This is a genomic window from Chitinophaga sp. 22308, assembly GCF_052045305.1.
GTDB lineage: Bacteria > Bacteroidota > Bacteroidia > Chitinophagales > Chitinophagaceae > Chitinophaga > Chitinophaga varians_A.
This window is the reverse complement of record NZ_JBQEOP010000006.1, coordinates 334,314-360,531: the sequence shown is the minus strand read 5'-3', so window position 1 is coordinate 360,531 and position 26,218 is coordinate 334,314. Positions and strand designations below refer to the sequence as shown.

17 protein-coding genes are annotated in these 26,218 nt (G+C 51.0%); 8 read left to right on the top strand and 9 right to left on the bottom strand.

The annotated features are described in order from the left end of the window. Positions 1 to 624 precede the first annotated feature (624 nt). Positions 625 to 1,572 carry a terpene synthase family protein gene (locus ACTJJS_RS25225; protein WP_440665980.1) on the top strand — a complete coding sequence of 316 codons (948 nt, stop codon included), beginning with the start codon at positions 625 to 627 and terminating at the stop codon, positions 1,570 to 1,572. Here the strand turns inward: ACTJJS_RS25225 and ACTJJS_RS25220 are convergent, their stop codons facing one another. Next, on the bottom strand, positions 1,573 to 3,372 hold the full coding sequence (locus ACTJJS_RS25220) for a hybrid sensor histidine kinase/response regulator (RefSeq protein ID WP_440665978.1): 1,800 nt from the start codon (positions 3,370 to 3,372) through the stop codon (positions 1,573 to 1,575). Between the two features lie 203 nt (positions 3,373 to 3,575). On the opposite strand from ACTJJS_RS25220, the gene ACTJJS_RS25215 reads away from it, so the two are divergent. Continuing rightward, entirely contained in the window at positions 3,576 to 4,736 is a 1,161-nt protein-coding gene (locus ACTJJS_RS25215; protein ID WP_440665976.1) for a cytochrome P450, read from the top strand. Here the strand turns inward: ACTJJS_RS25215 and ACTJJS_RS25210 are convergent. Beyond that, complete coding sequence (locus tag ACTJJS_RS25210; RefSeq protein ID WP_440665974.1) at positions 4,722 to 5,705, bottom strand: terpene synthase family protein; 984 nt, start codon at positions 5,703 to 5,705, stop codon at positions 4,722 to 4,724. The genes ACTJJS_RS25215 and ACTJJS_RS25210 overlap by 15 nt on opposite strands. Before the next feature lie 72 nt (positions 5,706 to 5,777). Continuing rightward, on the bottom strand, positions 5,778 to 7,532 hold the full coding sequence (locus ACTJJS_RS25205) for a hybrid sensor histidine kinase/response regulator (RefSeq protein WP_440665973.1): 1,755 nt from the start codon (positions 7,530 to 7,532) through the stop codon (positions 5,778 to 5,780). Between the two features lie 685 nt (positions 7,533 to 8,217). Between ACTJJS_RS25205 and ACTJJS_RS25200 the strand changes: the two genes are divergently transcribed. Together ACTJJS_RS25200 and ACTJJS_RS25195 are read left to right on the top strand one after the other, a co-directional pair. Beyond that, on the top strand, positions 8,218 to 15,987 hold the full coding sequence (locus ACTJJS_RS25200; RefSeq protein ID WP_440665971.1) for an Ig-like domain-containing protein: 7,770 nt from the start codon (positions 8,218 to 8,220) through the stop codon (positions 15,985 to 15,987). 30 nt (positions 15,988 to 16,017) lie between these two features. Further along, positions 16,018 to 16,938, top strand: coding sequence for a PorP/SprF family type IX secretion system membrane protein (locus tag ACTJJS_RS25195; protein WP_440665969.1), 921 nt, complete (start codon positions 16,018 to 16,020; stop codon positions 16,936 to 16,938). A gap of 33 nt (positions 16,939 to 16,971) precedes the next feature. Here ACTJJS_RS25195 and ACTJJS_RS25190 read toward each other — a convergent pair whose 3' ends face one another. Then, positions 16,972 to 17,487, bottom strand: coding sequence for a CinA family protein (locus ACTJJS_RS25190; protein ID WP_440665967.1), 516 nt, complete (start codon positions 17,485 to 17,487; stop codon positions 16,972 to 16,974). A gap of 72 nt (positions 17,488 to 17,559) precedes the next feature. Here ACTJJS_RS25190 and ACTJJS_RS25185 point away from each other — a divergent pair, with 72 nt between their 5' ends. Continuing rightward, positions 17,560 to 18,945 (top strand): MmgE/PrpD family protein, encoded by a 1,386-nt coding sequence (locus ACTJJS_RS25185; protein ID WP_440665966.1) that lies wholly within the window; start codon positions 17,560 to 17,562, stop codon positions 18,943 to 18,945. 56 nt (positions 18,946 to 19,001) lie between these two features. On the opposite strand, the gene ACTJJS_RS25180 is transcribed toward ACTJJS_RS25185, so the two are convergent. Next, entirely contained in the window at positions 19,002 to 19,205 is a 204-nt protein-coding gene (locus ACTJJS_RS25180; RefSeq protein ID WP_168874677.1) for a CsbD family protein, read from the bottom strand. Positions 19,206 to 19,330: 125 nt separating this feature from the next. After that, positions 19,331 to 19,816: a hotdog fold thioesterase gene (locus ACTJJS_RS25175; RefSeq protein ID WP_440665964.1), complete on the bottom strand. Its 486-nt coding sequence runs from the start codon at positions 19,814 to 19,816 to the stop codon at positions 19,331 to 19,333. Between the two features lie 66 nt (positions 19,817 to 19,882). On the opposite strand from ACTJJS_RS25175, the gene ACTJJS_RS25170 reads away from it, so the two are divergent. Together ACTJJS_RS25170 and ACTJJS_RS25165 are read left to right on the top strand one after the other, a co-directional pair. After that, on the top strand, positions 19,883 to 20,413 hold the full coding sequence (locus ACTJJS_RS25170; RefSeq protein ID WP_168874679.1) for a DinB family protein: 531 nt from the start codon (positions 19,883 to 19,885) through the stop codon (positions 20,411 to 20,413). 80 nt (positions 20,414 to 20,493) lie between these two features. After that, a complete protein-coding gene (locus tag ACTJJS_RS25165; RefSeq protein ID WP_440665962.1) occupies positions 20,494 to 21,036 on the top strand; it encodes a GNAT family N-acetyltransferase in 543 nt (180 codons plus the stop codon). Positions 21,037 to 21,054: 18 nt separating this feature from the next. Here the strand turns inward: ACTJJS_RS25165 and ACTJJS_RS25160 are convergent, their stop codons facing one another. Further along, a complete protein-coding gene (locus ACTJJS_RS25160) occupies positions 21,055 to 21,891 on the bottom strand; it encodes an AraC family transcriptional regulator (RefSeq protein WP_440665960.1) in 837 nt (278 codons plus the stop codon). 134 nt (positions 21,892 to 22,025) lie between these two features. On the opposite strand from ACTJJS_RS25160, the gene ACTJJS_RS25155 reads away from it, so the two are divergent. Further along, complete coding sequence (locus tag ACTJJS_RS25155; RefSeq protein ID WP_440665959.1) at positions 22,026 to 23,042, top strand: zinc-dependent alcohol dehydrogenase family protein; 1,017 nt, start codon at positions 22,026 to 22,028, stop codon at positions 23,040 to 23,042. Positions 23,043 to 23,114: 72 nt separating this feature from the next. Here the strand turns inward: ACTJJS_RS25155 and ACTJJS_RS25150 are convergent, their stop codons facing one another. Further along, complete coding sequence (locus ACTJJS_RS25150; protein ID WP_440665957.1) at positions 23,115 to 24,701, bottom strand: family 16 glycosylhydrolase; 1,587 nt, start codon at positions 24,699 to 24,701, stop codon at positions 23,115 to 23,117. Between the two features lie 5 nt (positions 24,702 to 24,706). Further along, complete coding sequence (locus ACTJJS_RS25145; RefSeq protein ID WP_440665956.1) at positions 24,707 to 26,200, bottom strand: RagB/SusD family nutrient uptake outer membrane protein; 1,494 nt, start codon at positions 26,198 to 26,200, stop codon at positions 24,707 to 24,709. Positions 26,201 to 26,218: the final 18 nt, after the last annotated feature.

Sequence of the window (26,218 nt, the reverse complement as noted above, 5' to 3'; positions counted from 1 at the left end):
GAACGGGGAGCATTTGCCTCTGCCGGTGATGTAGTATTGCCCATCCCTATTTGCCCCGGCCGGGGGCTGATTTTTACCACCCTGCCGAGGTGTTTTGCGTTGCTGCCGCGGGGAGCAACACAGTCCACCAACATAGAGAGCGTAATAGCTACCGCCAACGGGCTGATTAAAAAACCCTGGTTATCAGACTATTTTTACAAAACGGAACATCAGCGAACTAAACAGCCAACAGTAACTGTAACTGGTAAATGAAGAAGCACAAACAGATTTGCATTTGAACAGACAGCTGGAAGCTGTATTTATTGCCGGCGAAAATGAAACTGTCACGGGAAGGTACGGGACCTTTGTCGATTTGATTAATGTTTTATTAAAGCATATCTCATTGGATTAGCCCAGGGTATTTTATACTTTGGGCTTTTTGGGCTGCACGGCTACGGCAGCGCCTATACGATTTAGGTAATATGTGATTTTTTGCTATCTTAATAAAACAACGACACATTTTTTCTTAAAATAGCCAGACCATCAGCTTGTACCCTTAGCGATTGGTTAGATCTACACTTTAGAATGCTACCACCTTATTTCATTTCTTATTTTTTTCTCCTTCACTTTTTAAATCAAATTGTTATGTTAAATCGAAAGTATGCAATGGTCACTATCCCTGGTGACGTTAAAATCAGCGATTATAGTGAAACCGTACAGGCCAACACAGTGAACTGGGCGCAGGAATTTAACCTGTCGCCTTTTTTTAAACCGTTGAAATGGTACGATCGGGCCCTGTTTGGGGTACAGGCCGCCCGCGAATATCCCTTTGCCAGTCTGGAACACATTACGTTGGCAGGAGAACTGCTGACATGGCTGTTCACTGTTGATGACAGCTGTGACAGAGGATCGGAAGACAAGATCAGGGCCGTGCAGATGACTGCGCAGCTGGACGTATTCATCAGTATTTTGCAGGGAAGGATTTATCAGGGCAACGGACAGCTGGAGCTGGCGCTGGGGAATATTGTTGGTAAGCTGCGGACTATTTGCAGCGACCGGCCTTTCCTGTATCAGCAATTTAGTATCCACATGACAGACTACCTGACCGAATGCAAGCTGGAAATCAAAATGCAACTTCACCGGCATCGGATGACCATAGAGGATTATTACAGGGAGCGTCCGTTTACCGGCTTTTGTATTATGTATCCGTTGGTGGCCATGTTTGCCGGGTTACGTATTCCGGAGGAGGTATATACGCACCCTGTCGTTAGAAAAATTGAACTGGAGATCAGTTTGTTGGGCTGCTTATCCAATGACCTGCATTCTATTCGTCGTGAGGCGGAACTGGAAGAAGGTGGATTTAACCTGATACTGATTGCCAAGAGAGAACTTAATCTAACAATGGACGATGCCATTGAATTTGTCGCGGAGGAACATAGCCGTCATCTGCGGGAATTTGAAACAGCACGTACGCTGCTGCCTGATTTTGGGGACCGTATCAATACACAGCTGGCGAAATACATAGCCGGCGTATATCAGATCGTGCGAGGATATGATGATTGGGCCGTACTGGACACGGAGCGTTACCGGTAATTACATCAAAGCCCTGTAGGGCAGGTACTTAGCCAATGCCAGACATAGTTCACCAAAATCAATCGGCTTTTTTAGGAATCCATTGGCGCCGATAGCTACAGCTTCATTTTCAGAGAATGCTTCGCTGGCACTGACAATTAAAACAGGGATGCTTTTTAAGGCGGAGTGTTCCCTCATCCGCTTTAAAAGCATCTCGCCTGACAATCCGGGCATGTTGAGGTCGGTAATGACAAGATTGGGATTGTCTGCTATAATACTGGCAATGGCGCTGTCGACATTTGCATCTTTGTATAATTTGGCATCTATGCCCCATTTCTTCAGGAAGCGCATGACCCATCCGGCTCCCATCGCGTCGTCTTCAAACATGGACACCTTTGATTTCCAGAAGATGTTCTTTCCATCTGCCACTTTGTTGAGCTGCACAACAGGTTTTTCGCCGGCCTCATAGGGAATCTTTACGAACATGGTTGTCAGCTCAGGGTCGGGCTGTGGCACGATGGAGATTTTTCCTCCAAGCAGCTCCACCATGTGTTTGGTGATGGCCAGGCCTAATCCGCTGCTGGATTCATTTTCGCTTTTTGCCACAAAGCGCTCAAATGCCGCCTTGGCAATCATAGGATCTATTTTCCCGGTATTCGTGATTTCCAATGTCCACCAGGCATCAGCTTTTTTAAGCACAACCTTAATCACTGTATTGTTGGTCGTATATTTAATACCGTTAGACAGCAGGTTATTGAAGATTTTGGTGATGATCATTTTATCGCTGTGAATGGCTTGTTTGAGCGCATCATCAATTTCCAGTTCTATCTTAATGCCTTTAGGGGCGGCCAGATAGGAGTGGGCGGCGATGGTGGAATTGACAAGGCCAAACAGGGAAAAGTCTTCTTTGTTGACTTCAATAAACTTACCGCTTTCAATTTTGGCGATTTCCAGCACATGATTGATGATATTGCGGGTAAGTGCAGTAGAACTATAGAGTTGGTCCGCCATTTCGCCACCATGAGGCAGTTGGTATTCTTCGGCGGAGTCTTCTTCTTCCAGTATCGATAGCTTGTCTTTCTTCAACAGGAATAACTGAGCAATGCTGTATACCACATTTAACGGCGTTCTTACTTCGTGAAAGACTTCTGACAGATAGGCGGTTTTTCGTTCAGATGCCATTTGAAGCCGGCGGGATTCGGCCAACAGACCATTAATTTGCGCAGCGTAGGACGCCAATATGGCCAAAATAATGATCAACAACGCAACACTCGTTGACCAGCGCATGATGGTGGTGGTGCTTTTGCTGAATTCCAACGGAGTGACGAACCGGAGGTAGGCATTCGAGATAATATAGACCACCATGGCCAGACATCCTATTACTCCATATAACAGCGCTTTGTTTTTTTTATAAAGTACAAAGGAAGATATCAGATAGAATGTCATCACCGTCATAAACGCCAGCAGCATTTCAAGGGAAATGCCTTCACCCAGTACAGTAGACCAATAGCCGATAAAAGCCACATTCGTGATCAGCATTACGAGTACTGCCCGAAAAAACTGTCTCTTTTGATTCAGCAAAACTACACCCAGAAAACAAAGTGTTTCAAGTGGAACACCGATTAAAAACAAGGGGCTTCGTTTGAGGGAGTAAAAGTATCCACCAATACCAACAACTAACAAGGCGAAGACAATTGCAATGACGTTTAGGGATATGGCTGAGCGTCTTGCCACTTCTTTTTCGTCGACGTACATGCCTGCTACCGGTTGTAACAGCATTTGTTTGGTCACGTCAGACATTGTAATACGCTCTGGTTTCATATTTCGGATATATTGAGGGTCATAGATAGACGAACTTCTCCTCCTGCACGTTGTAAGCGGGTATTCATTAAAGGCCTTAGTTTCACTTTTTTGGGTTACGGAATCAGGGTACAGTTTTGTGGGTAAGATAAATAAAATTATCGAATTTCTAAGTAATTTACCACCAAAGTGATTGTTCAACATTCTCTAATCCATTACTAAACATGAAAACGCCTTTGAGCCAACATCCCCTGCATCCGCGTATGCAGGCTGCACTACCTTTTTTCGACACCGGTTTCACCCCTTACTATTCAGACCATATTCCCGGCGCCTGGCAAGTGACGCGTTATGAGGATGTGGTGGCTGTATTGAGTGACTATGCTACTTTTTCCAGTGAGTACATCCCTAAAACTGATGACAACGTATTTACGCGTAACCTGAACGTGACAGACCCGCCGAAACACAAGCACCTGCGGGCGTTGGCCACCAAAGCGTTTTCGCCGGCCATCATCGCCCAGTCTGAAGGCTGGATACGGCAACAGTGTGAAGAATTGTTGTTGCCACATCTGTCTGCCGGTTCTATTGAATTTGTGGGAGACTTTGCTTTACAGTTGCCTCATCGTGTGATCTCCCGGCTGCTGGGCGTACCGGATGCGGAGGTGGAGAAGGTAAGACAATGGATCATTGCGGTGGCAGGTGATCCACGGGTGATAGGGGTGGAGATTTTCGGCCGCTCCATGCAGGAAATGAGCATCTTTTTCTCTGACCTCATTCAGAAACGGACAGCGCATCCGCAAGACGACCTGATTTCACAGCTGATCACTTCTGAAGTGGAAGGCAACAGACTGGAAACGATGGACGTGATAGCGATGTGCGTAGCTATTTTCCTGGGAGGTTATGAAACCACGAAGAGCTCCCTGGCCAATGCCATGTATATCTTCTCCCAGCTGCCGGACATTCAGGCTCACCTGGCGGGGCATACGGAAGATATTCCGAAGGCTGTTACGGAAGCGTTGCGGGTATTGTCGCCGGTAAAAGGATTTCCGAGAATAGCTGCGAAGGACACCATGGTTTCCTCCGCAGCCATTAAAAAAGGTGATCTGGTAAATGTCTCTGTGAGCACAGCGAATAAAGATGAAGCTGTTTTCGCAAATCCGGACGCTTTTGATATGGACCGTTCCAACCTCAACCAGGCACTGAGTTTCGGGCATGGTATCCATTATTGCCTGGGTGCGCCGCTGGCCAGGGTGGAAACACGGATTGCTTTTGAAACGATCTTCAGCCATGCGCGGGTGCGGCTGGCGACGGCCGTGGAGCCGGAACCTGAAATCAGCGCGCTGGTATACAGCTTAAAAAGCCTGCCGCTGGTATTAGACAAGATCTAACGCCACGTGGCCATATTCAAAGTTGTACCGTGCTGTTTCCCGGTAGCTCCAGTCCATGTTGCCACGCAGAATAGCGCCAAGAATGCGGACATACTTTCTCACAGCGGCATCATAGGCGCCGAAGGAGGGGAGCTGGGCAGACACTTTTTCGAACTGTCGCATTTCCTGGTCATGCAGGGCAGCCGCCTGTACAATGGCCTTTTCCAGCGAAAGTTTCCTTTCAGCTTTCATGATCAGCACCATGTTATGCTGGTCGCCATGGTCCAGTTCCTTCGACAGGGAAAAGAGATCGTTGGCCCAGCATACCAGGTTGCGCGCCAGCACCACTAATTCCGTCACTGCCGGATGTTGAAGGATATCGGCCGGCAGTGATATCTCTTCTATCACTTCGATCATGTCTGTGCTGACATGCGCCGCTCCGAGGTATTGCCTCCTCTTGTAAAACTCAGCTACGGACGGGAGCTGACCGGTTTGAACGTTACCATATTCCCACAATCCTGCGGCAAACATTTTATGCAGGCTTTCCACAAAGTGGCGTTGCCATTCGGGCGTGCTGATGGCCTTGAAACGGATCCATACGTCCGCCAGCGCTGCCATGACGCCGGTATCGCCTGCTTTGGGCGGTTGCGGGTCTGACAGGATCTGTTTACAGGCCGCTACAAAACTTTCAAAGTTTAAACGGGACTGTATCAGTTCATCGCGCTCTATCTGGTTGTCCATGGCGTCGTCCATCACAAATAAAAGCACGTTGGCATCGTTGGCCAGCTTCAGCTGGTCCAGCCCGCATTCGGGATAAAACCGGGCAGTCATCATTCCAAAGTTGTCATCCAGGTATTTTTCGTAACTGCTGTCTGTGTGCAGTGCAAATCTCTTTACCCACGCATTGGTGTGGTCGATGGCATGTTGATAGTTTGGATTGATCGCTGGCTCGATAGGGCAGTAGAGGATTGGAAGAATTATTGCATTCATATCACATAATTTGGACATATCAAGTTACGGCTAAATATTAATATTTAGCCGTTGACGTTATAATTGCCCGCCTTAGTGACCCGCTTCCGTGACGAGCCTGCTGGACAAAAAAGGTAGTAAGGCATAGTATAATTGTTCCAGCATAATGGGCTTGGAAAGGAACCCTTCGCCATGGGTCCTGGCCGCCGCAATCTCTGCTGTATCTGCATTTCCGCTGATAAAAATCACCGGGACATGGCGCAGCAGGTTGTCCTTGCGGATCTTTCCAAGCAGGGCCATACCAGATATTTCGGGCAGGTAGTAATCGAGCAATATTACGTCGGGCATAATTTCGTGAGCTTTTTCCAGCGCTTCGGCGGAAGAGGCCGCGAAAGCGGTGGTGCAGCCTAATCGTTTTAGTTGCAGTTCAGCCAGCAGCCGGTTGCTGTGGTCGTCATCCACGCAGAGCACTTTGGCGCCGTAAAATTTCTCAAATTCATTCGGCTGCTGCGGCTGTGATTTCCGGCTGTTATCGGCCACCATCGGGATGCTCAGCCGGAAGGTGCTGCCTTTGCCGGTTTCGCTGGTGGCGGTGAGGGTACCGCCCAGCGTCTCGGCTATTTTCCGGGAGATAGGCAGGCCCAGGCCGGTGCCTTCCCCGGGTTTGGAACCGGTGATATATAAATCGAAAATTTTGTCCAGCTCTTCGGCGGGAATGCCTTTTCCTTCGTCACTCACTTCCAGGATAAAATACCGGTCGGTAGCACGGGCGGTGATGGTAATAGCGCCGCCGGGACAGGAAAATTTAATCGCGTTGGTGAGCAGGTTGCTCAGTATCCGTGTGAGCAGCGCGGCATCTGACACGATGCGGCCGGGGATGCCGGCGATCTTTACCTGCAGCGGTACCGGCGAAACGTACTGGTAGCTGTCCAGCTGCTGATAAAGCCATTGCCGTACAGAAAACGGCGCCGGTTGCGGCACATTGTATATACCTGCTTCAATACGGGCGGTGTCCAGCACTACGTTGGTCATGTCGAGCATATTGCGGGAAGAGGCGTACAGTGCGCGGACCACATCGGTAGATACCTGTATGTGGTCGGGCATGCCTTCGTCTTCCGCCTGCAATACCAGTTCATGCGCCAGACCGTAAATAGGGTTCAGCTGCGTACGGTAGTCATGTGACAGGGAGTTGAGATAAGTAGTTTTATAGCGGTTGGCCTGGTCCAGCGCCAGGGTCCGTTCTTCCACCAGCTGTTCCAGTTCGCGGTTGCTTTTATTGACGGCCCGCTCGTAGAAGTAGAGCAGGAGCGCGTTCATCAGCAATACCGCCCCGGCCGCGAAGAAATATACCAGCCGGTTGTTACTGATGCTCAGCGGCAGCGGGTCTATCAGATTGCCATACCAGATCACTTTCAGGATAACCGTTACCGTTAACACAAAGGTGATGGCTGCCCATTTATAGCGGCTGGATTTGATGATCAGCAGAGCAGCGCCGCAGAGAAAAACGGCTAGCGCTTCTATGTTGATGGCCGGTCCCAGCAGCGCGCCGTAGTACATAGCGCTGAAGGACTGCAGTATAAAGATGGTCAGCAGGGCGGAGTTGGTTTTGCCGGCCTTGTTAAACAACGGCACGCCCAGGTAAATAATGGCCATCGCGTAACCGACGCCGGAGATACGAATTTCGTGTGCTGTGTTCCATAAAACCGTTGAGATCAGGAAACACAGGAAAGAGGTTAATAAAGCCAGGGAGTTAAGGATGATGATGACACGCTTGCTGTTTAACGGAAGCGGTGCCCCATCTGTACCAAGGAATGGAAGAGTTTTCAACAGGCGCCATAATCTACGCATACATTCGTTATGGGTTTTTTATCGGGTCAAAGTTATCAATTGAGGGTCTTGATTGCAATGATGCCATTACTTTCGTTTTACAGGGTACCGGTGTGTTACCTGATTATAAGGTTTTCTGAACAGTTGTACATCGTTGTAGTAAGTCTTGGATACAAGATACGAAATTGATAAATTTTTTTAGTTATTTATTTAATAATTGATAACAATCGGAAGCTGGATAAGTTCTGTAAGGCGTGAATGGGAGAGGTATTTCCGCAGCGGACCAACCTTCTTCCAAAATCCCGGGTGTATATTTTGAAATTTTGAATATCTTTGCGCCCGTTAATTTTAACCAATATCCCCAATTGCTAAGCCGTTACCCCCTTTTGTCCATTCGATATCAACCCGCGTAAACCACAACGACTGTATGTATCAGACTGAAAATCAGTATTTCCCACGTAATGCTAATGTCCCGTTGCCAGTGTGGACCACACCTGTGGCCAGCTGCTATGCTATGATCCCGGAAGATGATATGGCTTACCCGCGAGGCCAGTCTGTAATTTTAAGCGTATAGCCGTTGCCGGCAGATAACTGTCCCGTATAAACGTTTTCCTGATAAAAATCTTGTTCTTCTAAATAAACAGGGCATGAAAATGCACCGGAGCGACACGTTCCGGTAAAAACCTGTGGCTGTTAATTCGATAGTATGTATATCCCTAAAATGATCCGTTCCGGATGGTCCTGTTTGTTGTGGTGCCTGATGCTGGCCGCTATGCCCGCCAGTGCGCAGCTTTCTGTATCTGACTTTGCCGCTGACCCGCAACATACAGCTATTACACACGACCGGAACAATAACATCTACACGGTGGCCTATGACGCTAACGGGAGGGTGATGGTCCTCAAATATGTGAGCGGTGGTTCCATATACGGGATTTATTCGGAACAAACCAGTGGGCTGGGTTTAGATGGCACCTTTTTCTCCGGTATCGCCGTCAACTCAAAAGACGAAGTGTTTCTGACCACTTCCTTCAATGAAGCCGGTGGCAGCAGAATTCTTAAAATCCGATTTAACGGTAGTGGTTATGACCAGGCCCAGGTGGTCAGATCGGGGGAAGGATATACCAACCTGGCCTTTGATCAGCAGGATAATCTGCTGGTATTGCAGACGGACGTGGTAACCCAGGAATGTAAGCTGGTAAAGTACCTGGCCGGGCAGGAAAACGGAGCGGGCACTGTGTTGTGTGATGGTTCCAATGTGCCGGGCGGGTTCAAACAAAAGGATTATATGTATTATCCATGGGGCCTGGCTGTGGATAAAAACAACACGGTGTATTTTACCACTTGTTTTGGTTCACCTGAATTTCCTTCTCCGGCAAACTACAACAAGGTGTTTCGGTTAAAGTCAGGAGAAACCACTCCCACCCCCATTGGTTCCGGGGCTTTTACATCGCTGGCATGTGATGATAACGGCAATTTGTACGCGATGGAAGCGGACTTGAATCTTAATAATACACCAGGCCGGATTTGGTGGGCGCCGTCAGGCTCGCAGCTTTATTCAACGCTTTATGGGGGCGTTACCACTAATTTCATGAATGGCTTCATTCCGTTGGGGATTACAGCAATCGGTACCGGTTCGACGATTTATTTTGACCAGGTCAATGAACACCGAAATAACCCTATCGCGGGCGTGAAAAAACTGGCTTTTGCGCCGGTAACGGTGACGGAATTGTCGGCCATGAACCCCACCGTTACCAATGCGAACACCGTACGTTATAAATTTGCCACCAATCCGGCACTAAGTTATGTGCCGGGGGCAAATGCTTTCCTGCTGAACACTACCGGGCTTACCGGCGCTGCTGTTACGAATGTGATTCCTGACAACAACTATTGCATGGTAGACGTGAACACAGGTACCGGAGATGGTACGCTGACACTGGTACTTAAAAATGGCGGGTTGATGAATGCTGTCAGCAACGCGCCCTATACCGGAGCAACTTACACGATTGACAAAACAGCGCCTTTTGCCAGCTTTACCGCTACTCCGCCGGCAGCCACCTCCAGCAGGACCGCCACATTTCTTTTTACGGCCAGTGAAACAGTTACCTATGAAGCCCAACTGGATGGGGGCACTCCGGCCGCAGTCACGTCTCCGCTTACCTTCACGGGGTTGTCTACCGGTGCGCACGCATTGTCGCTGAGAGCGAAAGACCAGGCCGGCAACCAGTCTGCCTGGGTGCCTTTTAACTGGACCGTCCTTTCCAATCCTACAGTCATCAACTTGGCTGTACCGGCCGCGAATTATTACCATACAACAGACGCACTGGTTTTTGATGTGACGTTCGACCAGGACGTGATGGTGAACATGGCTTCAGGGAATCCTTATCTGGACGTGACCATCGGTTCGCAGCCGAAACAGATCATGTACCTGAACAACCCTGCTCCCAATATCATGCGTTTCCGTTACCTGGTTGCATCCGGAGATGACGACCCGGACGGCATCACCATTAATAACCTGAACCTCAACGGGGCCACCATTCGTAATTGGGGTGGAGATAACGCTGATTTGACGCTGAATAACGTTGGCAATACTTCCGTCGTAAAGGTCAATACAACGATGCCTTCCTGTACGATCAGCATGTCAGCACCATCGCCTGTCAACGGGGATTTTATCCTGACCGCTGTTTACAGTGAACCGGTGACTGGTGTAAATGCATCGACTGTAAATGTCATTAATGCTACTGTGACGTATCTGGGAGGTACTGCCACTACTTATACCTTTAAGATCAGTCCTGCGCAGGAGGGGACATTTAACATGAATATGTCTCCCCAGAATGTCCGGCAGATGCTTGCGGGTAATAATGTCCTGCCGTCGAACAACATCAACTTTGTGGTGGACAAGACGGCGCCGAAAGTAAGCAGTGTGGCTGTTCCGGCTAATGGATATTATCATGAAGGAGCCTCGCTCGATTTTGATGTTACGTTCAATGAAAATGTTGTTGTGAATACTGTGGGCGGTGTACCGTCAGTTCAGTTGAACATCGGTGGCGCGACAAAGATGGCCACTTTCCTGAACAGCCCGTCCCCGAATGTGGTACGTTTCCGTTATACCATTGTTGATGGAGACCTGGATATGGACGGTATTGCCGTCACTGCCCTCAGCAACAATGGAGGCTCCATTCGTGACGCGGCCACCAATGATGCTGATCTGACGTTGAATAACATCGGCAATACCACCGGTGTGCGTGTTAACGCTGTTCATCCCTCCGTGGTGATTAGCACCAGCGTTCCTTCGCCTGTGAATCATTCTTTCACGGCTACCCTTGTCTTCAGTGAGGCCGTAGTCGGCTTGACGACCACCAAGCTAACAGCTACCAATGCAGTGGTATCTGCCCTCACCACCAGCGATAACAAGACTTATACCGTTACCGTTATACCTTCAGGAGATGGGGCCGTTACACTCCAGGTTCCTGCGGACGCGGCCATGAATGTAGGCGGCAGTGGCAACCGGGCTTCCAATGTATTAAGCCTCACAGCAGATATGACGGCGCCCAAGGTGTCCGGCGTAGCTGTTCCTGCTGCAGGGTACTATAAGATCGGCAGCAACCTGGACTTCGATGTTGTGTTTAATGAAGATATAACAGCCACCACCAGTGGCGGCATTCCCTATATTAATATTACCATCGGATCGCAGGTGAGACAGGCGGCGTATGTAAGCAGCCCCGCTACTACCACTATGCGTTTCCGTTATACCGTTGTGCCGCAGGATGAAACCGTGACGGGTATCACAGTTAATACACTTAACCTCAATGGCGGCATTGTCCGCGACCTCGCAGGCAACGATGCCAATATTACCCTGAATAATATAGGAAATACCAGTGGCGTAAAGGTCAATACGATCATGCCTGCCTGTGTTATTTCCATGCCGGCTTCACCTGTCAGCAAACCCTTTACGCTCACGCTCACCTTCAGTGAACCGGTGACAGGACTTACCCTGACATCGCTGATGATTGCCAACGCGGACCTCAGCAACCTGGTGGCGATGAATGCCACTACGTACACCGTCACCGTGGCCCCGAAGGTGCCAGGCAACTATACGGTGTATTTACCTGCCGGTAGCGTGCAACAGGCAGCGGGCGGCAATGACAACCAGGAATCGAACAAATTAACATTCGTAATGGATGTGACGCCACCGGCTGTGACATCGGTAACGATGCCACCGAACGGTTACCACAAGACAGGGGCACAGTTGAGCATCGCTGTAGTTTTCAGTAAAAACGTGTCCATTACCGGCACGCCTTCAGTGCCGATCATCATCGGCAGTAAAACAGTGCAGGCTAATTATAGCAGCAGTGCAGGATACAACACGGCCCAAACGTTTACCTATACAGTCCAGGACGGAGATGAGGACCTGGACGGCATCGCCCTGGGTAGCAGCATCAACCTTAACGGCGGCACAATAGAAGACCTGGCCGGTAACACCGCCCTGCTGGCGTTAAACAACCCCGGTAACAGCTCAGGTGTGCTTGTACACACAGCAGTGCCTTCCGTAACACTGAGCAGCAACACGCTGCCGCCTGTTGGCAAAACATTTATCCTGAAGGCCACTTTCTCTGAAAGGGTGACCGGCCTGACATCGGCAGATTTTATAATGACCAATGCCACCATCAATCCTCCATTATCGACAGACGGTGGACTTACTTACACGATGGTGGTAAAACCCGTCACGGATGGTCCTGTTTCCGTTTCCCTGCCGGCCAATGTGGCTGTGAACGTTGCAGGAACGGGTAATACCGCGTCCAACATACTGAGCACAACTGCTGACGTTACACCACCACAGGTGACGGCAGTGTCCATACCTGCCAGTGATGCTTATGCTGCCGGCCGGAACCTGGTTTTCCAGGTATCGTTTGACGAACCGACCGTCGTGACCGGAACGCCATTCCTGACGCTTACCATTGGCAGCCAAACCGTACAAGCGTCTTACACCGGCACATCCGGAACGGGCGCCCTGTCCTTCAGTTATCAGGTACAGGCTGGTGACAGCGATCCTGATGGCGTGGAACCAGCAACTTCCATTCAGCTGAATGGCGGCGCGATCAGAGATGCAGCAGGCAATGACGCTGACCTCACATTGCGTAACGTACCAGCTACCACGGGCGTTATTGTCAATACCGCCACACCGGCTGTGACATTGTCTACTGCCGCGGTATCGCCGCTCAACAGTCCGTTTGTGATAACGGCTACTTTCAGCGAAATTGTTACCGGTTTTACTTTGGCTGATTTGCAGATCTCCAATGGGACAGCAAGCAACCTGGTGGCAAACGGGCCTGTTTACACCCTGATGATTACCCCAACCGCAGACGGCCCGGTGCAAATCGCGGTGCCGGCCAATGTTGCAGTGAATAATGCCCATACTGGTAACACAGCTTCCAATAATCTCAATATCATATTTGATGCTACTGCTCCTATAGTGAGCAGCGTCAATGTTCCCGGTCCGGGTAATTATAAGGCCGGCCAGTCGTTGAATTTTACCGTGAATATGCAGGAAGCAGTGCAGGTGTCCGGCACGCCTTCGATGCCCGTGATCATCGGTTCCCGGATTGTTCAGGCCACCTACAATGGTGGTTCCGGGACAACGGCGCTGACATTCCGGTATATCGTTCAGGCGGGTGACATGGACCTGGATGGTATTTCCCTTGGTGCTGCCATGCAGCTGAATGGCGGTACAATGAAAGATGCAGCAGGCAACAATGCCGATCTGACATTGAACAATGCAGGCAATGCCAGCGGAGTCCTTGTTACGGCGCAGCAGCCCGCTGTAACGCTTGGCACCACCGCTGTAAGTCCGGTCAGCCAGACGTTTACAGTGAAAATTGTGTTCAGCGAGGCCGTGACAGGATTTACTGCCGGCGATATTACCATCACCAACGGTACTGCCGGCCAATTGTCGACAGCTGACAATATCACCTATACAATGTCGGTTACACCAACAGATGGCATCATCACCATCAGCGTGCCGGCCGCTGTAGCACAGAACAGCGTGGGCAACGATAACCTGGCATCCAATACACTCAACCTCCAGGGAGACGTAACGGCACCAGTAGTAACCAGTGTGAGCGTACCCGCTCCTGGTTATTATAAAGCCGGTCAGCAGCTGGGTTTCAAGCTTAATATGTCTGAACCGGTAACAGCTGCGGCTCCCGCCTACATACCGGTGGTCATTGGTACAACTACTGTACAGGCGATTTATACCGGCGGTACGGGAACGGCTATACTGGAATTCAGTTATACAATACCTGCCGGCGCTATGGATATGGATGGTATCGTTGTGGGCACAGCCCTTAACGGTGTTGTGAAAGATATGGCCGGTAATGCCGCCAACCCAACGCTGAATAATGTTGGCAATACCAGCGGCGTATTTGTCAATACGCAACAACCTGTAGTTACTCTCAGCACTACAGCTGTAAGCCCTGTGCGGCAGGCATTCCCCGTGAATATTACCTTCAGCGAGGCGGTGACAGGGTTCACGGCAAGCGGCATCACCGTTACCAACGGTACTGCAGGTGCCCTGCAAACCACCAACAATATTATTTATACCGCGATTATTACGCCTTCGGCAGATGGTGCCGTAACCGTGCAGATACCTGCCGACGCGGCACAAAACATTGGACTGAATGGCAATCAGGCGTCTAATACGCTCAGTCTTCAGGCAGATGTGACCTCCCCGGTAGTGTCCAGTGTAGGCGTGCCCGTGAATGGCAGCTACAAAGCCGGCAAGCAGCTGAACTTCAGCGTTCAGATGTCTGAACCGGTAAACGTGACCGGTACGCCTTCAATACCCGTGATCATGGGCACACAAACGGTACAGGCTACCTGCACCGGCGGCACAGGAACGGCTACCCTGCAATTCAGTTATACCGTGCAAAACGGCGATAACGCTCCGAACGGTATCAGCCTGGGTAGTGCTGTAACACTCAACAGCGGTACCATCAAAGATTTCGCGGGTAACGACGCGGTGCTGACACTGCAACATGTACCTGCCACCAACGGCATTATTGTGAAAACGAACAGCCCGGCCGTAACGCTGTCATCCGCCAGCTCCGGCCGTGTCAATACACCATTTGCCGTAAAACTGTCCTTCAGTGAAGTGGTGACCGGCCTTACCACTGCCGCCATACAGGTGACTAACGGTACCGCAGGCACGCTGCAAACAGTTGACAATATCAATTATACTGTTGTGATCACTCCTGCTGCAGATGGCAACGTCACCGTGCAATTACCTGCCGGCGTAGCGGTGGACATCGCCGGTAATAATAACCTGGCCTCTAACCAGCTCAGCCTGGTATATGACGTTACGGCACCGGTTATCGCGCAGCAGACATTCGATGTATATGATAACAGTCCGGCCGGCACCGTAGCCGGTCAGCTGACAGCCACCGACGCTTACGGCATCGTTCAGCACTGGACGCTGGCAACAGACGGCTCCAACGGCGCCTTGTCACTCGATGCCAACGGCCGCATCACCGTTAAAGACAATGCCGTACTGCGCGGTTTTGCGGGCAAAACCATCACCCTACAGGTAAGCGCAAGCGATGGGCTCAATATCAGTACAGCCGTTCCCGTTACCGTGAACGTCCGGATTTCCTATGTCAATAAACAACCGGTGATGGACTCTGTGGCAGACGTGTACATCTGTGCTGCCACTGCGGCACAAACAATACAGCTCACCGGCGTATCACCCGTGGAAGCTGACCAGCACTATGCCATCACGCTGACGGCCAACCAGCCCTACTTCGATGTGCTCCAGGCAGACGTTGTCACCAATACTATCCGCTATCAGCTGAAACCCGGCGTCACCAGCGGTAATACGGCCATCACCATCACCCTGAAAGACGATGGCGGCACAGACAACGGCGGCAGAGACACGTACAGCCAGACCTTCTACCTGACGGTAAACCCGCTTCCCGGCGTGAGCATCAGCAGCGATAAAGGCACCACCGTTTCCAAAGGAGATATCGTTACGCTGACGGCGACCGGCGCGGCTACCTATAGCTGGCAACCGGCCAGCGGCACCAGCGGCGACCTGCACCAGCCCACACTGACGGCCCGCCCCAATGCAGACGCCACCTACCAGGTGACCGGTACCAACGCTGCCGGCTGCAGCGCTGTCGCTAACATCAGCATACGTGTAGCAGATGATTATAAACTGGACGCTACCAACCTGCTGACGCCCAACGGTGACGGCAAAAACGACCGCTGGATTATCCGCAACCTGGACAGCTATCCGGACAACGAAGTGAAAATATTTGACCGCACCGGCAGGCTCGTATACCAGCGCCGTAACTATAGCAACGACTGGGACGGCACGCTGAATGGCCGCCCGCTGGCAGAAGGCACTTATTACTATGTGTTGACCGTCAACGGCACCAGCCGCGTATGGAAAGGATTTATCACCATTCTCCGGAATGATCAATAGGAAAAAAAGATGTCTTATCAACATAATTACATGAGAAGTAAATTATCTTCCCTGACGACACGCATCGCCGTGCTGCTGCTCACCGTAGCGGCTGGCGGTGCCTCTGCTCAAACACTCAGTAACGTGCCGGCATTGCTGGAACCCTCCGGTACCCAGTTCTTTCAGAACCAATACCTCGCCAATGCCGCCATGGCAGGCATTGATACCGGTCTGCAGGTGAACGTGGCCTACCGGCGGCAGTTCAAACAAATGACCGGTGCGCCGGAAACACGCTTCCTTACAGTAGACGGTGCTTTGGGTAAAAGAGTAGGAGCGGGCCTGAACGTGTTTAACGACGTGGCAGGATTGATCAACCGCACCCGGGTGGCCATGAGCTATGCCTATCATTTGCCGTTAGGAGAGGGGGGACAGCAACTGCATTTCGGTCTCTCGCTGGCGCTGAACATTCAGCGGCTGGACCTTTCCCATGTAAACGGCGACCCCAATGACCCTTCTCTCGGCGCTTTCAACCGGCGTGACAACTATTTCGAAGGCGAATACGGTATGGCCTATACGAACGGTCAACTTACCCTGCAGGCAGCCCTGCCCAATGTAAGGAGCCTTTTTACCGGTGACAATAAAACCGTAGACGGGGGCACTATCCTGTATTCAGCGGCAGAATACAGGTTCCTCTTCGATGGTGCGCTGGAAAGCCTTACGCCTAAGGTCTGTTTCCGTGGCGTACGCGGTTACGACAATATTGTGGACGTGGGCGTAAATGCCGCGTTCCTCAACAATGTGCTGAACATTATGGCGCTGTACCACACCTCCAAAAGCATTACTGCTGGATTTGGCGTAGACATCAAAAACACCGTGATGATACAGGCGCTGTACCATGCCCAGACAGGCGGATACAATAACCCCAATAACGGCGCTTATGAAATAGGCGCTTCCATGCACCTGTTTAAATAAACAATGACATACCATTATGAAAAAGCTCCGCTGTCAGCGGGGCTTTTTTTGTGTGACGTTGGTGAGGATGTCCAACAGAACGGCGATAACGGTATTGGTATAATAATACCTGATGGTTACCGGGTCATCTTCGCCGGGTGGCGGCGTAATACGGGCTGACTTCATTTCCTCTCCGTCGGTCGCAATGCTGTAGTAGGCATACAATTCCGTGATGCCTTTTTCCGGTACCGTAGAGGCGTACCCGGTAATGCCGATTCCCCAATGTGATGAAAAAAGGGAACAACAGTTCTCTGATAATGCGCGCGCAGTTTCAGCAGATACACAGTCGCATTGTTGTCCGTGGATAGGGTCCAGGCCCAGGTGCCGGGCCTTTTGTCCGAGGTTGTACGCTGTAATGCCACCCTGAAAATATTCAGTGGCATTGTCGGCCGATGAGAAGGCCACCTGTAACATGCCGGCGGTAACGCTTTCCGCTACGGCCAATGTCTGTTGACGCCTGATCAGGATAGTTCTGATCCGGTTAATGGTTTCGAGATGTTTGCTGTTCATAACAAGGCTCATTTCTAATCCCGTGCCAGTGTTTGGCACGGGGTTTACAACAGATTTTCAAAAAGAAGATCCATGAAACAGACAGAAAAGATCGCTGAGTTTGCTCTACGGTATCGTTACGCAGACATACCGCCGGAAATACTGTCCCGTTTGAAAACCCACCTGTTGGATGCGGCCGCATCCTTTATCTGGGCCCAATTTCAGGAGACGCCCCGTAAAATGGAGGCCGGCATCCGGCAGTTATATGCGCCGGAGCAGCCGCTGGCGGCAGATCATGCTGCCCAATGTTATACGGCCTATATCCGTTACCCTGATTTTATGGATAATTTTCTGGCGAAAGAATCTACCTGTCATCCCAGTGATAATATCGGCATATTGCTGGGCGCCTGTCATCTGCGGGATATTTCCGGGGAAGACTTTTTATCGGCGATGGCTACCGCCTACGCAATAGAATGCAGGCTTACGGAGATTTACCCGGTGATGATAGCTGGCTTTGACCATACCACGCTGCTGGCGTTTTCGGCTACTGCCGCCGCCGGCAGGCTGATGGAGCTGTCGGCCAAAGCGCTTACCCATGCACTGGGCATCGCCGGCTGTAATTTAAATCCTATTGTCACCTCCTGGGCTTCTTACACCAGCGAGTGGAAAGGACTGGCTTCTTCACTGGTCAATGCGGATTGTATGAACATCGTGATGATGGCCAAAAACGGTGTCACCGGCCCGCCGGAACTGTTTGAAATACCGGAGAAAGGGTACGACGCCATTCACCAGCAAAAGCTGGAATATGACTGGACGGCAGCAGACTTTCAACTGCTTTCCCGTTGTGTGCTAAAGACGTATAACGCGGAAGTACATACGCAATCAGTGCTGGAGCTGTTGCAGGAGATGGCTGAGGAATACCCGTTCCGGGTGGCGGAGATCACGGAGATAAATATCACCACCTTCCTGACAGCGTATCATATTGTAGGCGGAGGCGAATACGGCGACAGAACAAAAGTTTTTTCCAAGGAGCAGGCGGACCACAGCCTGCCTTACCTGGCGGCGGTGGTGTTGCTGGACAAACAGGTATACCCGCCGCAGCTTACAGCAGAAAGGATAGCGCAGGAAGACGTACAGAGCCTGTTGCAGAAGGTGAAGATACATACGGGTTTCCCCCTGCACAAGCCGGTAAAGGTGGCAGGCCTCTTAGATCCCTATACAGCGGCCTATCCCGATAAAGTAAGATGTAAGGTGGAGATCACGACTATTGACGGGCAGCAGTTCACCGGAGAAAAAGAAGATTATAAAGGTTTTTTCACCCGGCCACTGTCCTGGGAGGAAATAAAAGAAAAGTTTATAAAATTAAACAAGCCTTACATCTCGGCAGCGGAAATCGACAAGGTGTGTGATATCATTGAACGGCTGGAAAGTCACACTGCCAATGAGCTGTTGGCTGCCATGCTTAAAAACAGTTTATAAAAACACAGCCCCGGGCCCAGGGCCCGGAGCTGTGTTTTTATACGACCGACCTGGAATTATAATTTATCGATCCATGATTTCACCTCTTCCTTTGTTTTGCCTGTTTTCTGCTGGATGCGCCCCAGCAGCTCATCTTCCTTGCCTTCTTCCCATAACAGGTCATCATCTGTAAGATCGGCATATTGTTGTTTGATCTTACCCTTTAATTCATTCCAGTTGCCTTTTACCTTCAGAGCAAAGCTGTTGTTTTGAGTGTCCATAGTAAACAGTTTTTTGGGTGAATAATATTTTATACCTAAGTGTTCAAATATTAAACCACCAGTAGATGTGCCTGTTTTTGCGGGTCGCAGACATCAAAAGCGAGGAAAAACATCCCCGGGCGCGGTCATCTGTCGACAGTTTGCTTACCCATGTCCGCGGCTGAGCCGGACAGAAACGACGTTTTGTCCATAACGGCCACGGTATGCCGGCATATGCAGATGAGCCTTTGTTCATCGTCGGTGATCCTGATTTCCCAGATATGGCTGCGGCGGCCGAGGTGTATAGGCGTGGCCGTGCCATGCACATATCCTTCACGGGCGCTGCGGACGTGATTGGCATTGATTTCCATGCCCACACATATTTCTTTGGCGGGATCTATCACCAGGGTGGAAGCAATGCTGCCCACTGTTTCCGCCAGCGCTACGGAAGCACCGCCGTGTAAGATACCGTAAGTCTGCACTGTACGGTGGTCAACGGGCATGCGTATACGAAGATAGTTGTCGCCAATTTCGGTGAACTCCATACCGAGGTGTTCGTTCATCGTGGATTTTCCTCTTTCATTCAGGGCTGCGATGGAAACATGGGTATGCCAGATTGTTTTTGTGGTCATATGATATACATCTTTTTTTGCAAACCGGAAATATAGTAATTTAGTTGGCTACATAATACCACCAATATGAAACCTCTCAAATTATTGCTCGCCACAGGCATCGCGGTATGCCTGTCTCTTCAGATGCATGCCCAGCAGATCACCGGCAAAATGATCAAAGAATGGGAAAGGGCCAAGACATACACCAGGGAGTACCTGGACGTTATGCCGGAAGGTTCTTACAGCCTGAAACCAACGCCTGAAATGCGTTCTTTCGCAGAACAGATGCTGCACCTCGCAGAAGCCAATTTCGGTTTTGCTGCTGCCGCCAGTGGCAGTACCCTGCCCGGAAAACCCGGTGACATGGAGAAAAACTCCGACAAGACCAAACCGGCAGTGACCAAAACCGTAATGGACAGCTATGATTACGTTATTGACAAGCTGAAAAACATGACGGACGCACAGCTGCCGGAGAAAATCAAACTCTTTGGCCGCTTTGACCTCACCAAGGGGGAAGCCATGGAGAAAGCGTTTGAGCACCAGACACATCACCGCGGACAGACTACTGTCTACATCCGCCTGGCCGGTGCTAAACCGCCACAGGAAAAACTGTTCTAAGCCGGACTATCCGTTTTGTCGCAATTGGACGCAGCGCATGCCAGAGGATAGTTGTTACTTTGCCCCGGACAAAAGCATTGATGATGAACTTTTCAATACAGCCTCGCCTGGAAAACGAACGCGCTATTCTCTATCCGCTGCAGCAAAGCGATTTTGAAGCATTGTACGAGGTGGCCTCCGATCCGTTGGTATGGGAACAACATCCCAACAAAACCCGCTGGCAACGGCCGGTATTTGAGACCTACTTCGATGGTGCGATGAAAAGTGGCGGAGCATTCCGCATTGTAGACAAAGCCACGGGCAAAACAGCCGGGAGCAGCCGTTTTTATGATTATGACCCGCAACAGAACAGTATCCTGATCGGCTATACATTTTACAGCCGTGAGTTCTGGGGTTCCGGACTGAACCCTTCGGTGAAACACCTGATGCTTTCCTGGATATTTCAGTACGTGGACAAGGTCATTTTTCATGTAGGCGCTGTCAACACCCGCTCACAGATAGCGATGACGCGGCTCGGCGCCCGTAAGGTGAAAGAAGAGGAAGTGGCTTACTTTGGCGAACCTTCCCGCCTGAATTGTATTTACGAAATCAACAAAGCAGACTGGCAGGCACAGCACCCCTGATGCTACCAGTCTGTTTTCTTATGCCCCCGCCCTGATCTGCCGCATGCCTTTACCATAGAACTTCTTCATCATACGGTTCATATGGCTGCTGTCGGTGAACCCCAGCTCCGACGCAATATGCTGTAAAGCGGTATCCGTATACAATGCGCGCGACTCCGCGATCTTTAGCCGCAGCTTCATCACATAATCCTGGAAACGTTCGTCTGCATTACGCCGGAAGTACTCACTGAAATAGGTTTCAGCGATGTGAAACTGTTTTGACAGGTTAGGCACGCTCAACTTCTCCACATCCGTGATATTAAAGCTGATGAAGTTGATGAGGTCTGCAAACCGCGTGTCGGTAAAGCGGCGCCCATCCAGTTTTTTCTTCTGGATATTACGGCAGATCACCGCCAGTACAGACACCAGTGTGTTTTGTATAATAAAAGCGGAACAGATGTCTTTCCGTTGGTATTCGTGTAAGATGACATCCAGCAGGCTTTTGAGCTGGGCCTTGTCGGCCGGGTCTTCTACCAGTTCGCCGGGATGGTAGTCATGATGCCCGAAAATAAAATTCAGCCGGCTGAACCAGCTGCTGTAGTCCACTACGTCTGTCGGCCCTGGAATGAAGTAACTGCCGGTAAACCGCACAAACAAAAAGCAGCTGCGTTCTTTTACTTCGTAAGAATGGCATTTAGCCGCCGGTAAAAGAAAAATACCGTTTGTGGCATAGGGGAACTGCATCTGGTTGACCATCTGGTAACCTGTCCCGTCCAGCACGTACACCAGTTCAAAGAAGTTGCTTTTACGGCTTCTTTCCTTCCATTCATCGTATGTCGCGATTTCCACCGCAAAGGAGTCGTGTAAAAAATCCATGGTATAAAATTACGGCAAAGGAATCAACGGATATGTTTCATCCAGGAATGTTACTGTTTTTTCAGGGTAGCGTACCGAAGGTTGCCACGGCGCAAAGTGACCTTTGCCCTGTTAAACATCAACCTGAAAAAAACATGAAAGCAGTACAATTAACAGCCTTCGGGACGGAGCATCTGGTGATCAGCGATATTCCCACGCCATCCCTCAAAGCCAATGAAGTATTGGTCAATATCAAAGCCGTGTCGCTGAACTATCTTGATTGGATCGTGCTGAACGGCACTTTCAACAAAGAGCTGGTATTTCCCTATATCCCCGCATCCGACGGTGCCGGCGTGGTGGCCGCAGTAGGAGCGGACGTTACCCGCTGGAAGCCGGGCGACCGTGTGGTGATGCAGTATGTGCAAAACTGGACCAGAGGCAAAGTAGATCCGGACAGCAATGCCGTGAGGGTAGGCTGGCAAACGCCCGGCGTGTTGTCTGAATACACGGCCGTTCCGGAACACGGGCTGGTGAAGATACCCGTAAACCTGAGTTTTGAAGAAGCCGCCACGTTGCCTATTGCTGCGGTCACCGCCTGGTACGGACTGATAGAGCAGGCAGGCCTGCGGCCCGGGCAAACGGTGCTGACACAGGGCACCGGTGGCGTGTCATTATTCGCCTTGCAGATAGCCAAGGCTGCCGGCGCAAAAGTGATCGCTACTACCAGCAGCGACGAGAAAGCTGTCCGGCTTAAAGCACTCGGCGCAGATGCGGTGGTCAACTACCGGCAGCACCCTGAATGGCACGAGCAGGTAAAAGCGCTCAACGGCGGAGAAGGCGTGGATATCACCATGGACGTGGCCGGAGCCGCCACTATCGGGCAGTCGCTGCTGTCTTTAAAAGAAAATGGCTTTGTGGGCACGGCCGGTTTTATCGCGGGACCGGAGTTGCTGCTGGACATTCATCAGCATCGTATCAACCTGAACTTCATCCGGATACAGGGGCTGGCAGTAGGCAGTGCGGAGAGTTTTGCCGCGCTGAACCGGGCTATTGAAGTCAATGACATCCATCCGGTGATTGATAGCGTGTTTACCATGGAACAGGTGCGGGAAGCATATCTGCGGCTGGAGTCCGGCCAGCATACCGGCAAGATCGTGATTACGCTTCCGTGATAGCACAGCACATATAACAAAGGGCTGCCTGCATGATGCGCGGGCAGCCCTCGTTGTGGTATAATGGCAGGTTTATTTGCCGGATTTGCTGATGGTCACATCATCCAGGATAATGTCCTGCTGACCGGTATTTTTAAAGTAGATGCGGACCGTTTTCATGTTCCGGCCGTATTCTTTGCCTGTCTGAAAGTAAAGCTGCTGGCGGATGAAAATGGTTTTACCACTTTGCGTTTGCGCAGCGGCCTGTTGTAATTCGCCGGTGACTAGCTTCATGTTCGCCACGGCGGCGTGTAACGGGCTGTCGCCTTGTTGCCAGTAGGTCAACTGGTAATTGGCATCATTGTTCAGGTACACGTATTGTTCCATTTCCTGGCCGGGTTTCAGCAGCAGGCCATGGCTGCCATTGCGGCCGGTGGCCAGTGTGCCGTTGCCTTCCCATGGCAGCAGGCTGGTATTGGCGTCAAAACCGGGATTGGGCAATTCGTTGTTGCCTTCCAGCGGCCACTGGTATCCGCGGATATAATCCACTTCCATGTTCACGGAGCCGCCGCCGCCATAGGAGCCGAGGAACACGTTCATGGCATGGTTAGGGGAGTAAATCTGGTGTTTGTCGGTGTATGCTTTTATCAGCTGGCCGTTGATATAGTGTTTGATGCTGTTGGGCGTCCAGAGAATACCGTGGGTCACCCATTGGTCTTTATGCTCAAACCCTTTGGCGATGTGGGTGTTCAGGTTGTGCACGAACTGGCCTTTTTCGTCCACATGGCCGTGCAGCACAAACTGCGCATCGATGTTTTCGAACACGTCGATTTCAAATACCTGCCCTTTGGGCCGTACGCCACTAACGCCGTCCAGCGTAGTGCCTTCCTGGAGATAGTATTTCAGGTCCGGCCCCGGGGAGTCAAACCAGAAGGCGGTGTTCAGTCCCTGTGGTTTACCGGTGAAGCTGCGTTTTACCCTTACTTCGAAGTATCCGCCGCGGCTGTTGTCCAGCAGGTTTTCGTTGGTGCGCCAGTCGTATGTCTGAATGGAAGATATCTTCCTTCCGCTAGAAGGATAGTATACTTTTACCGGCAACGAGTCGTTTGTGAAAATGTTGATGGTACGGCCGTTCAGCGTATAGGCCGCTTCCGGCAAGGTACCGTTGCGCATGGCTTCCAGGTTGTCTTTCTTCAGGAAGTCGATGTTGGAATAGTAGGTGGTATGCCACTTGTTGCGGTCCAGCAGGGAGTCGTTGAACTCATCGTGCCAGAAGAGGGCCATGCCTTCCGGAACGGCGGGAGAGCTGGCAATATCGAGGCGACGGGCTTCGGCGGAATCCAGTGACCAGCGGGTGTTTGTGAGCACGGTACCGGTCAGTGTTTTGCTATGCTGCCTGGCATCGAAAGCTTCTACCCAAACATGGTAGCGCGTGTTGCCCCTGACCTGTTGAATGTAAAAGCGGGTGCTGTTGGCGGGGAGGGTCGCATTTGGCGTGGCGGGCTTTTGGTTATTGTCCGACCAGTACAGATGGTACCCTGTTTCGTTGGAGGTTTTGTCCTCCCAGTCCGCCCTGATCCAGCTGCGCGTGCCGGCGAGCCGGAGGTTTGCAGGCGCGGATAAATCCTGCGCCTGCAAACCGGTAGATGTTAAAAACAATAAATAAAACAATCGCTTCATGGTCCTTAGTTATATCCTTCGTTTTGTTTGATGACACCGTTGCTTTGGGTGATCACCAGCCTTGGTAAGGGCAGCAGCACTTTATAAGCCTGGGCGGTAGTGGAACCGTCGTTGATGGCACGCTGGATGTAAAGGTTCCAGCGTATCAGGTCATCTTTTCTCCAGCCTTCTCCCCAGAGCTCAAACAGGCGTTCGTCCTGTATTTTGGCGAGGAACTGCGCTTTAGAGAGACCAGCAGGGATATCGTCTACCCCGGCCCTTCTCCTGACTGCGTTGATAGCATCGTAAGCCTGCTGGTTGGGTGCGCCGTTTGCTTCGTTGATGCTTTCTGCCAGCATCAGCAGCACGTCGGCGTAGCGGTAGACAGGGAAGTCAACAGCACTGTTTTGTGAATTGGCGCGGGACGGGTCTGGTCCAAATTTCACGGGAATAGCGCCCAGCTGGCCATCTGTCCTGGCATTTTTATAGATCACTTTACCGTTGGCGTCTTTTCCAACAGGATAGGATTCCAGCAGCACTTTCAACCTGAGGTCCTTTTTATCGAATTTGTCATAGCTGGACCAGGGCATTTTATAACCGCCCCAGGCAGTCAGCGGAATACCGGTAGAGTCTTTATAGTCTGACGGCAGCGCGTGTGCCAGCCACATATTGGTGTATTGGTCGCCGCCGGAAGAAGAGCATACTACGGCGAGGATCATCTCTGTGGAGACGCCACCTTTGCTGGCGATGGTGAAGTTGTCTTCGTATTTAGGCAGCAGGGAGAAGCCCATCTGCGTAATTTGCTGACCTGTTGTTACGGCTTCCGTCCATTTTTTCTCGTGCATGTACAGCTTCATCAAACCGGTGAGGGCAGCGGCTTTGGAGAAGCGGCCGTAATCATTGCCGGTGAATTTGTCGGGCAGTACGGCAGCTGCTTCCTTGTAGTCCTTTTCGATTTGCGCTACTACCACGTCTTTCGTAGGACGGGGCAGGTAAGGAGCATCAGGGTTGGCGGCTACTTTACCATCGGTGACAATGGTGAACGGGCCATAGGTGAAATACAGCAGCTGTGCGTAGTGGGCCCTTAGCGCTTTCAGTTCGGCCATATACCGTTGTTTGAGGTTGGTTTCAATGTTCAGTCCATTGAGATTGTCCAGTGCGATAGCGATGCGGGAGATGTAAGACGTATAGTTGCCGTAGTTATGTGTCACCCATTCAAAGTCGGGCGTGTAGTTCAGGTTGCGCAACGGTATCCAGTTGCCGCCCCATGAGCAAACGCCTTCGTCGGTGGTCATCATGGCCTGGGTGCGCCAGGCGTAGGTGCCGGCATCCCAGCCGCCCTGCCAGTCGGCGCCGCCGGCCAGGCCGGTGTAAGCCGCATTGACAGTGGCCACAGCCCCTTCGTTGGTATTCACCACATCAGCAAGATTGCCGTAGGTGGTGTATTTCAAATCTTTTTCACATGCGCTGAAAGCCGCGAGGCTGCCCAGCAAAACGAGTCGGTGATATATGTTTTTCATGATTGTCCGGTTAAGTGA

What these genes read in the sequence shown, in the direction of transcription:
- ACTJJS_RS25225 (WP_440665980.1), top strand. Translation starts at nt 625, where the DNA reads ATGTTAAATCGAAAGTATGCAATGGTCACTATCCCTGGTGACGTTAAA.
- ACTJJS_RS25220 (WP_440665978.1), bottom strand. Translation starts at nt 3,372, where the DNA reads ATGAAACCAGAGCGTATTACAATGTCTGACGTGACCAAACAAATGCTG.
- ACTJJS_RS25215 (WP_440665976.1), top strand. Translation starts at nt 3,576, where the DNA reads ATGAAAACGCCTTTGAGCCAACATCCCCTGCATCCGCGTATGCAGGCT.
- ACTJJS_RS25210 (WP_440665974.1), bottom strand. Translation starts at nt 5,705, where the DNA reads ATGAATGCAATAATTCTTCCAATCCTCTACTGCCCTATCGAGCCAGCG.
- ACTJJS_RS25205 (WP_440665973.1), bottom strand. Translation starts at nt 7,532, where the DNA reads ATGCGTAGATTATGGCGCCTGTTGAAAACTCTTCCATTCCTTGGTACA.
- ACTJJS_RS25200 (WP_440665971.1), top strand. Translation starts at nt 8,218, where the DNA reads ATGTATATCCCTAAAATGATCCGTTCCGGATGGTCCTGTTTGTTGTGG.
- ACTJJS_RS25195 (WP_440665969.1), top strand. Translation starts at nt 16,018, where the DNA reads ATGAGAAGTAAATTATCTTCCCTGACGACACGCATCGCCGTGCTGCTG.
- ACTJJS_RS25190 (WP_440665967.1), bottom strand. Translation starts at nt 17,487, where the DNA reads ATGAACAGCAAACATCTCGAAACCATTAACCGGATCAGAACTATCCTG.
- ACTJJS_RS25185 (WP_440665966.1), top strand. Translation starts at nt 17,560, where the DNA reads ATGAAACAGACAGAAAAGATCGCTGAGTTTGCTCTACGGTATCGTTAC.
- ACTJJS_RS25180 (WP_168874677.1), bottom strand. Translation starts at nt 19,205, where the DNA reads ATGGACACTCAAAACAACAGCTTTGCTCTGAAGGTAAAAGGCAACTGG.
- ACTJJS_RS25175 (WP_440665964.1), bottom strand. Translation starts at nt 19,816, where the DNA reads ATGACCACAAAAACAATCTGGCATACCCATGTTTCCATCGCAGCCCTG.
- ACTJJS_RS25170 (WP_168874679.1), top strand. Translation starts at nt 19,883, where the DNA reads ATGAAACCTCTCAAATTATTGCTCGCCACAGGCATCGCGGTATGCCTG.
- ACTJJS_RS25165 (WP_440665962.1), top strand. Translation starts at nt 20,494, where the DNA reads ATGATGAACTTTTCAATACAGCCTCGCCTGGAAAACGAACGCGCTATT.
- ACTJJS_RS25160 (WP_440665960.1), bottom strand. Translation starts at nt 21,891, where the DNA reads ATGGATTTTTTACACGACTCCTTTGCGGTGGAAATCGCGACATACGAT.
- ACTJJS_RS25155 (WP_440665959.1), top strand. Translation starts at nt 22,026, where the DNA reads ATGAAAGCAGTACAATTAACAGCCTTCGGGACGGAGCATCTGGTGATC.
- ACTJJS_RS25150 (WP_440665957.1), bottom strand. Translation starts at nt 24,701, where the DNA reads ATGAAGCGATTGTTTTATTTATTGTTTTTAACATCTACCGGTTTGCAG.
- ACTJJS_RS25145 (WP_440665956.1), bottom strand. Translation starts at nt 26,200, where the DNA reads ATGAAAAACATATATCACCGACTCGTTTTGCTGGGCAGCCTCGCGGCT.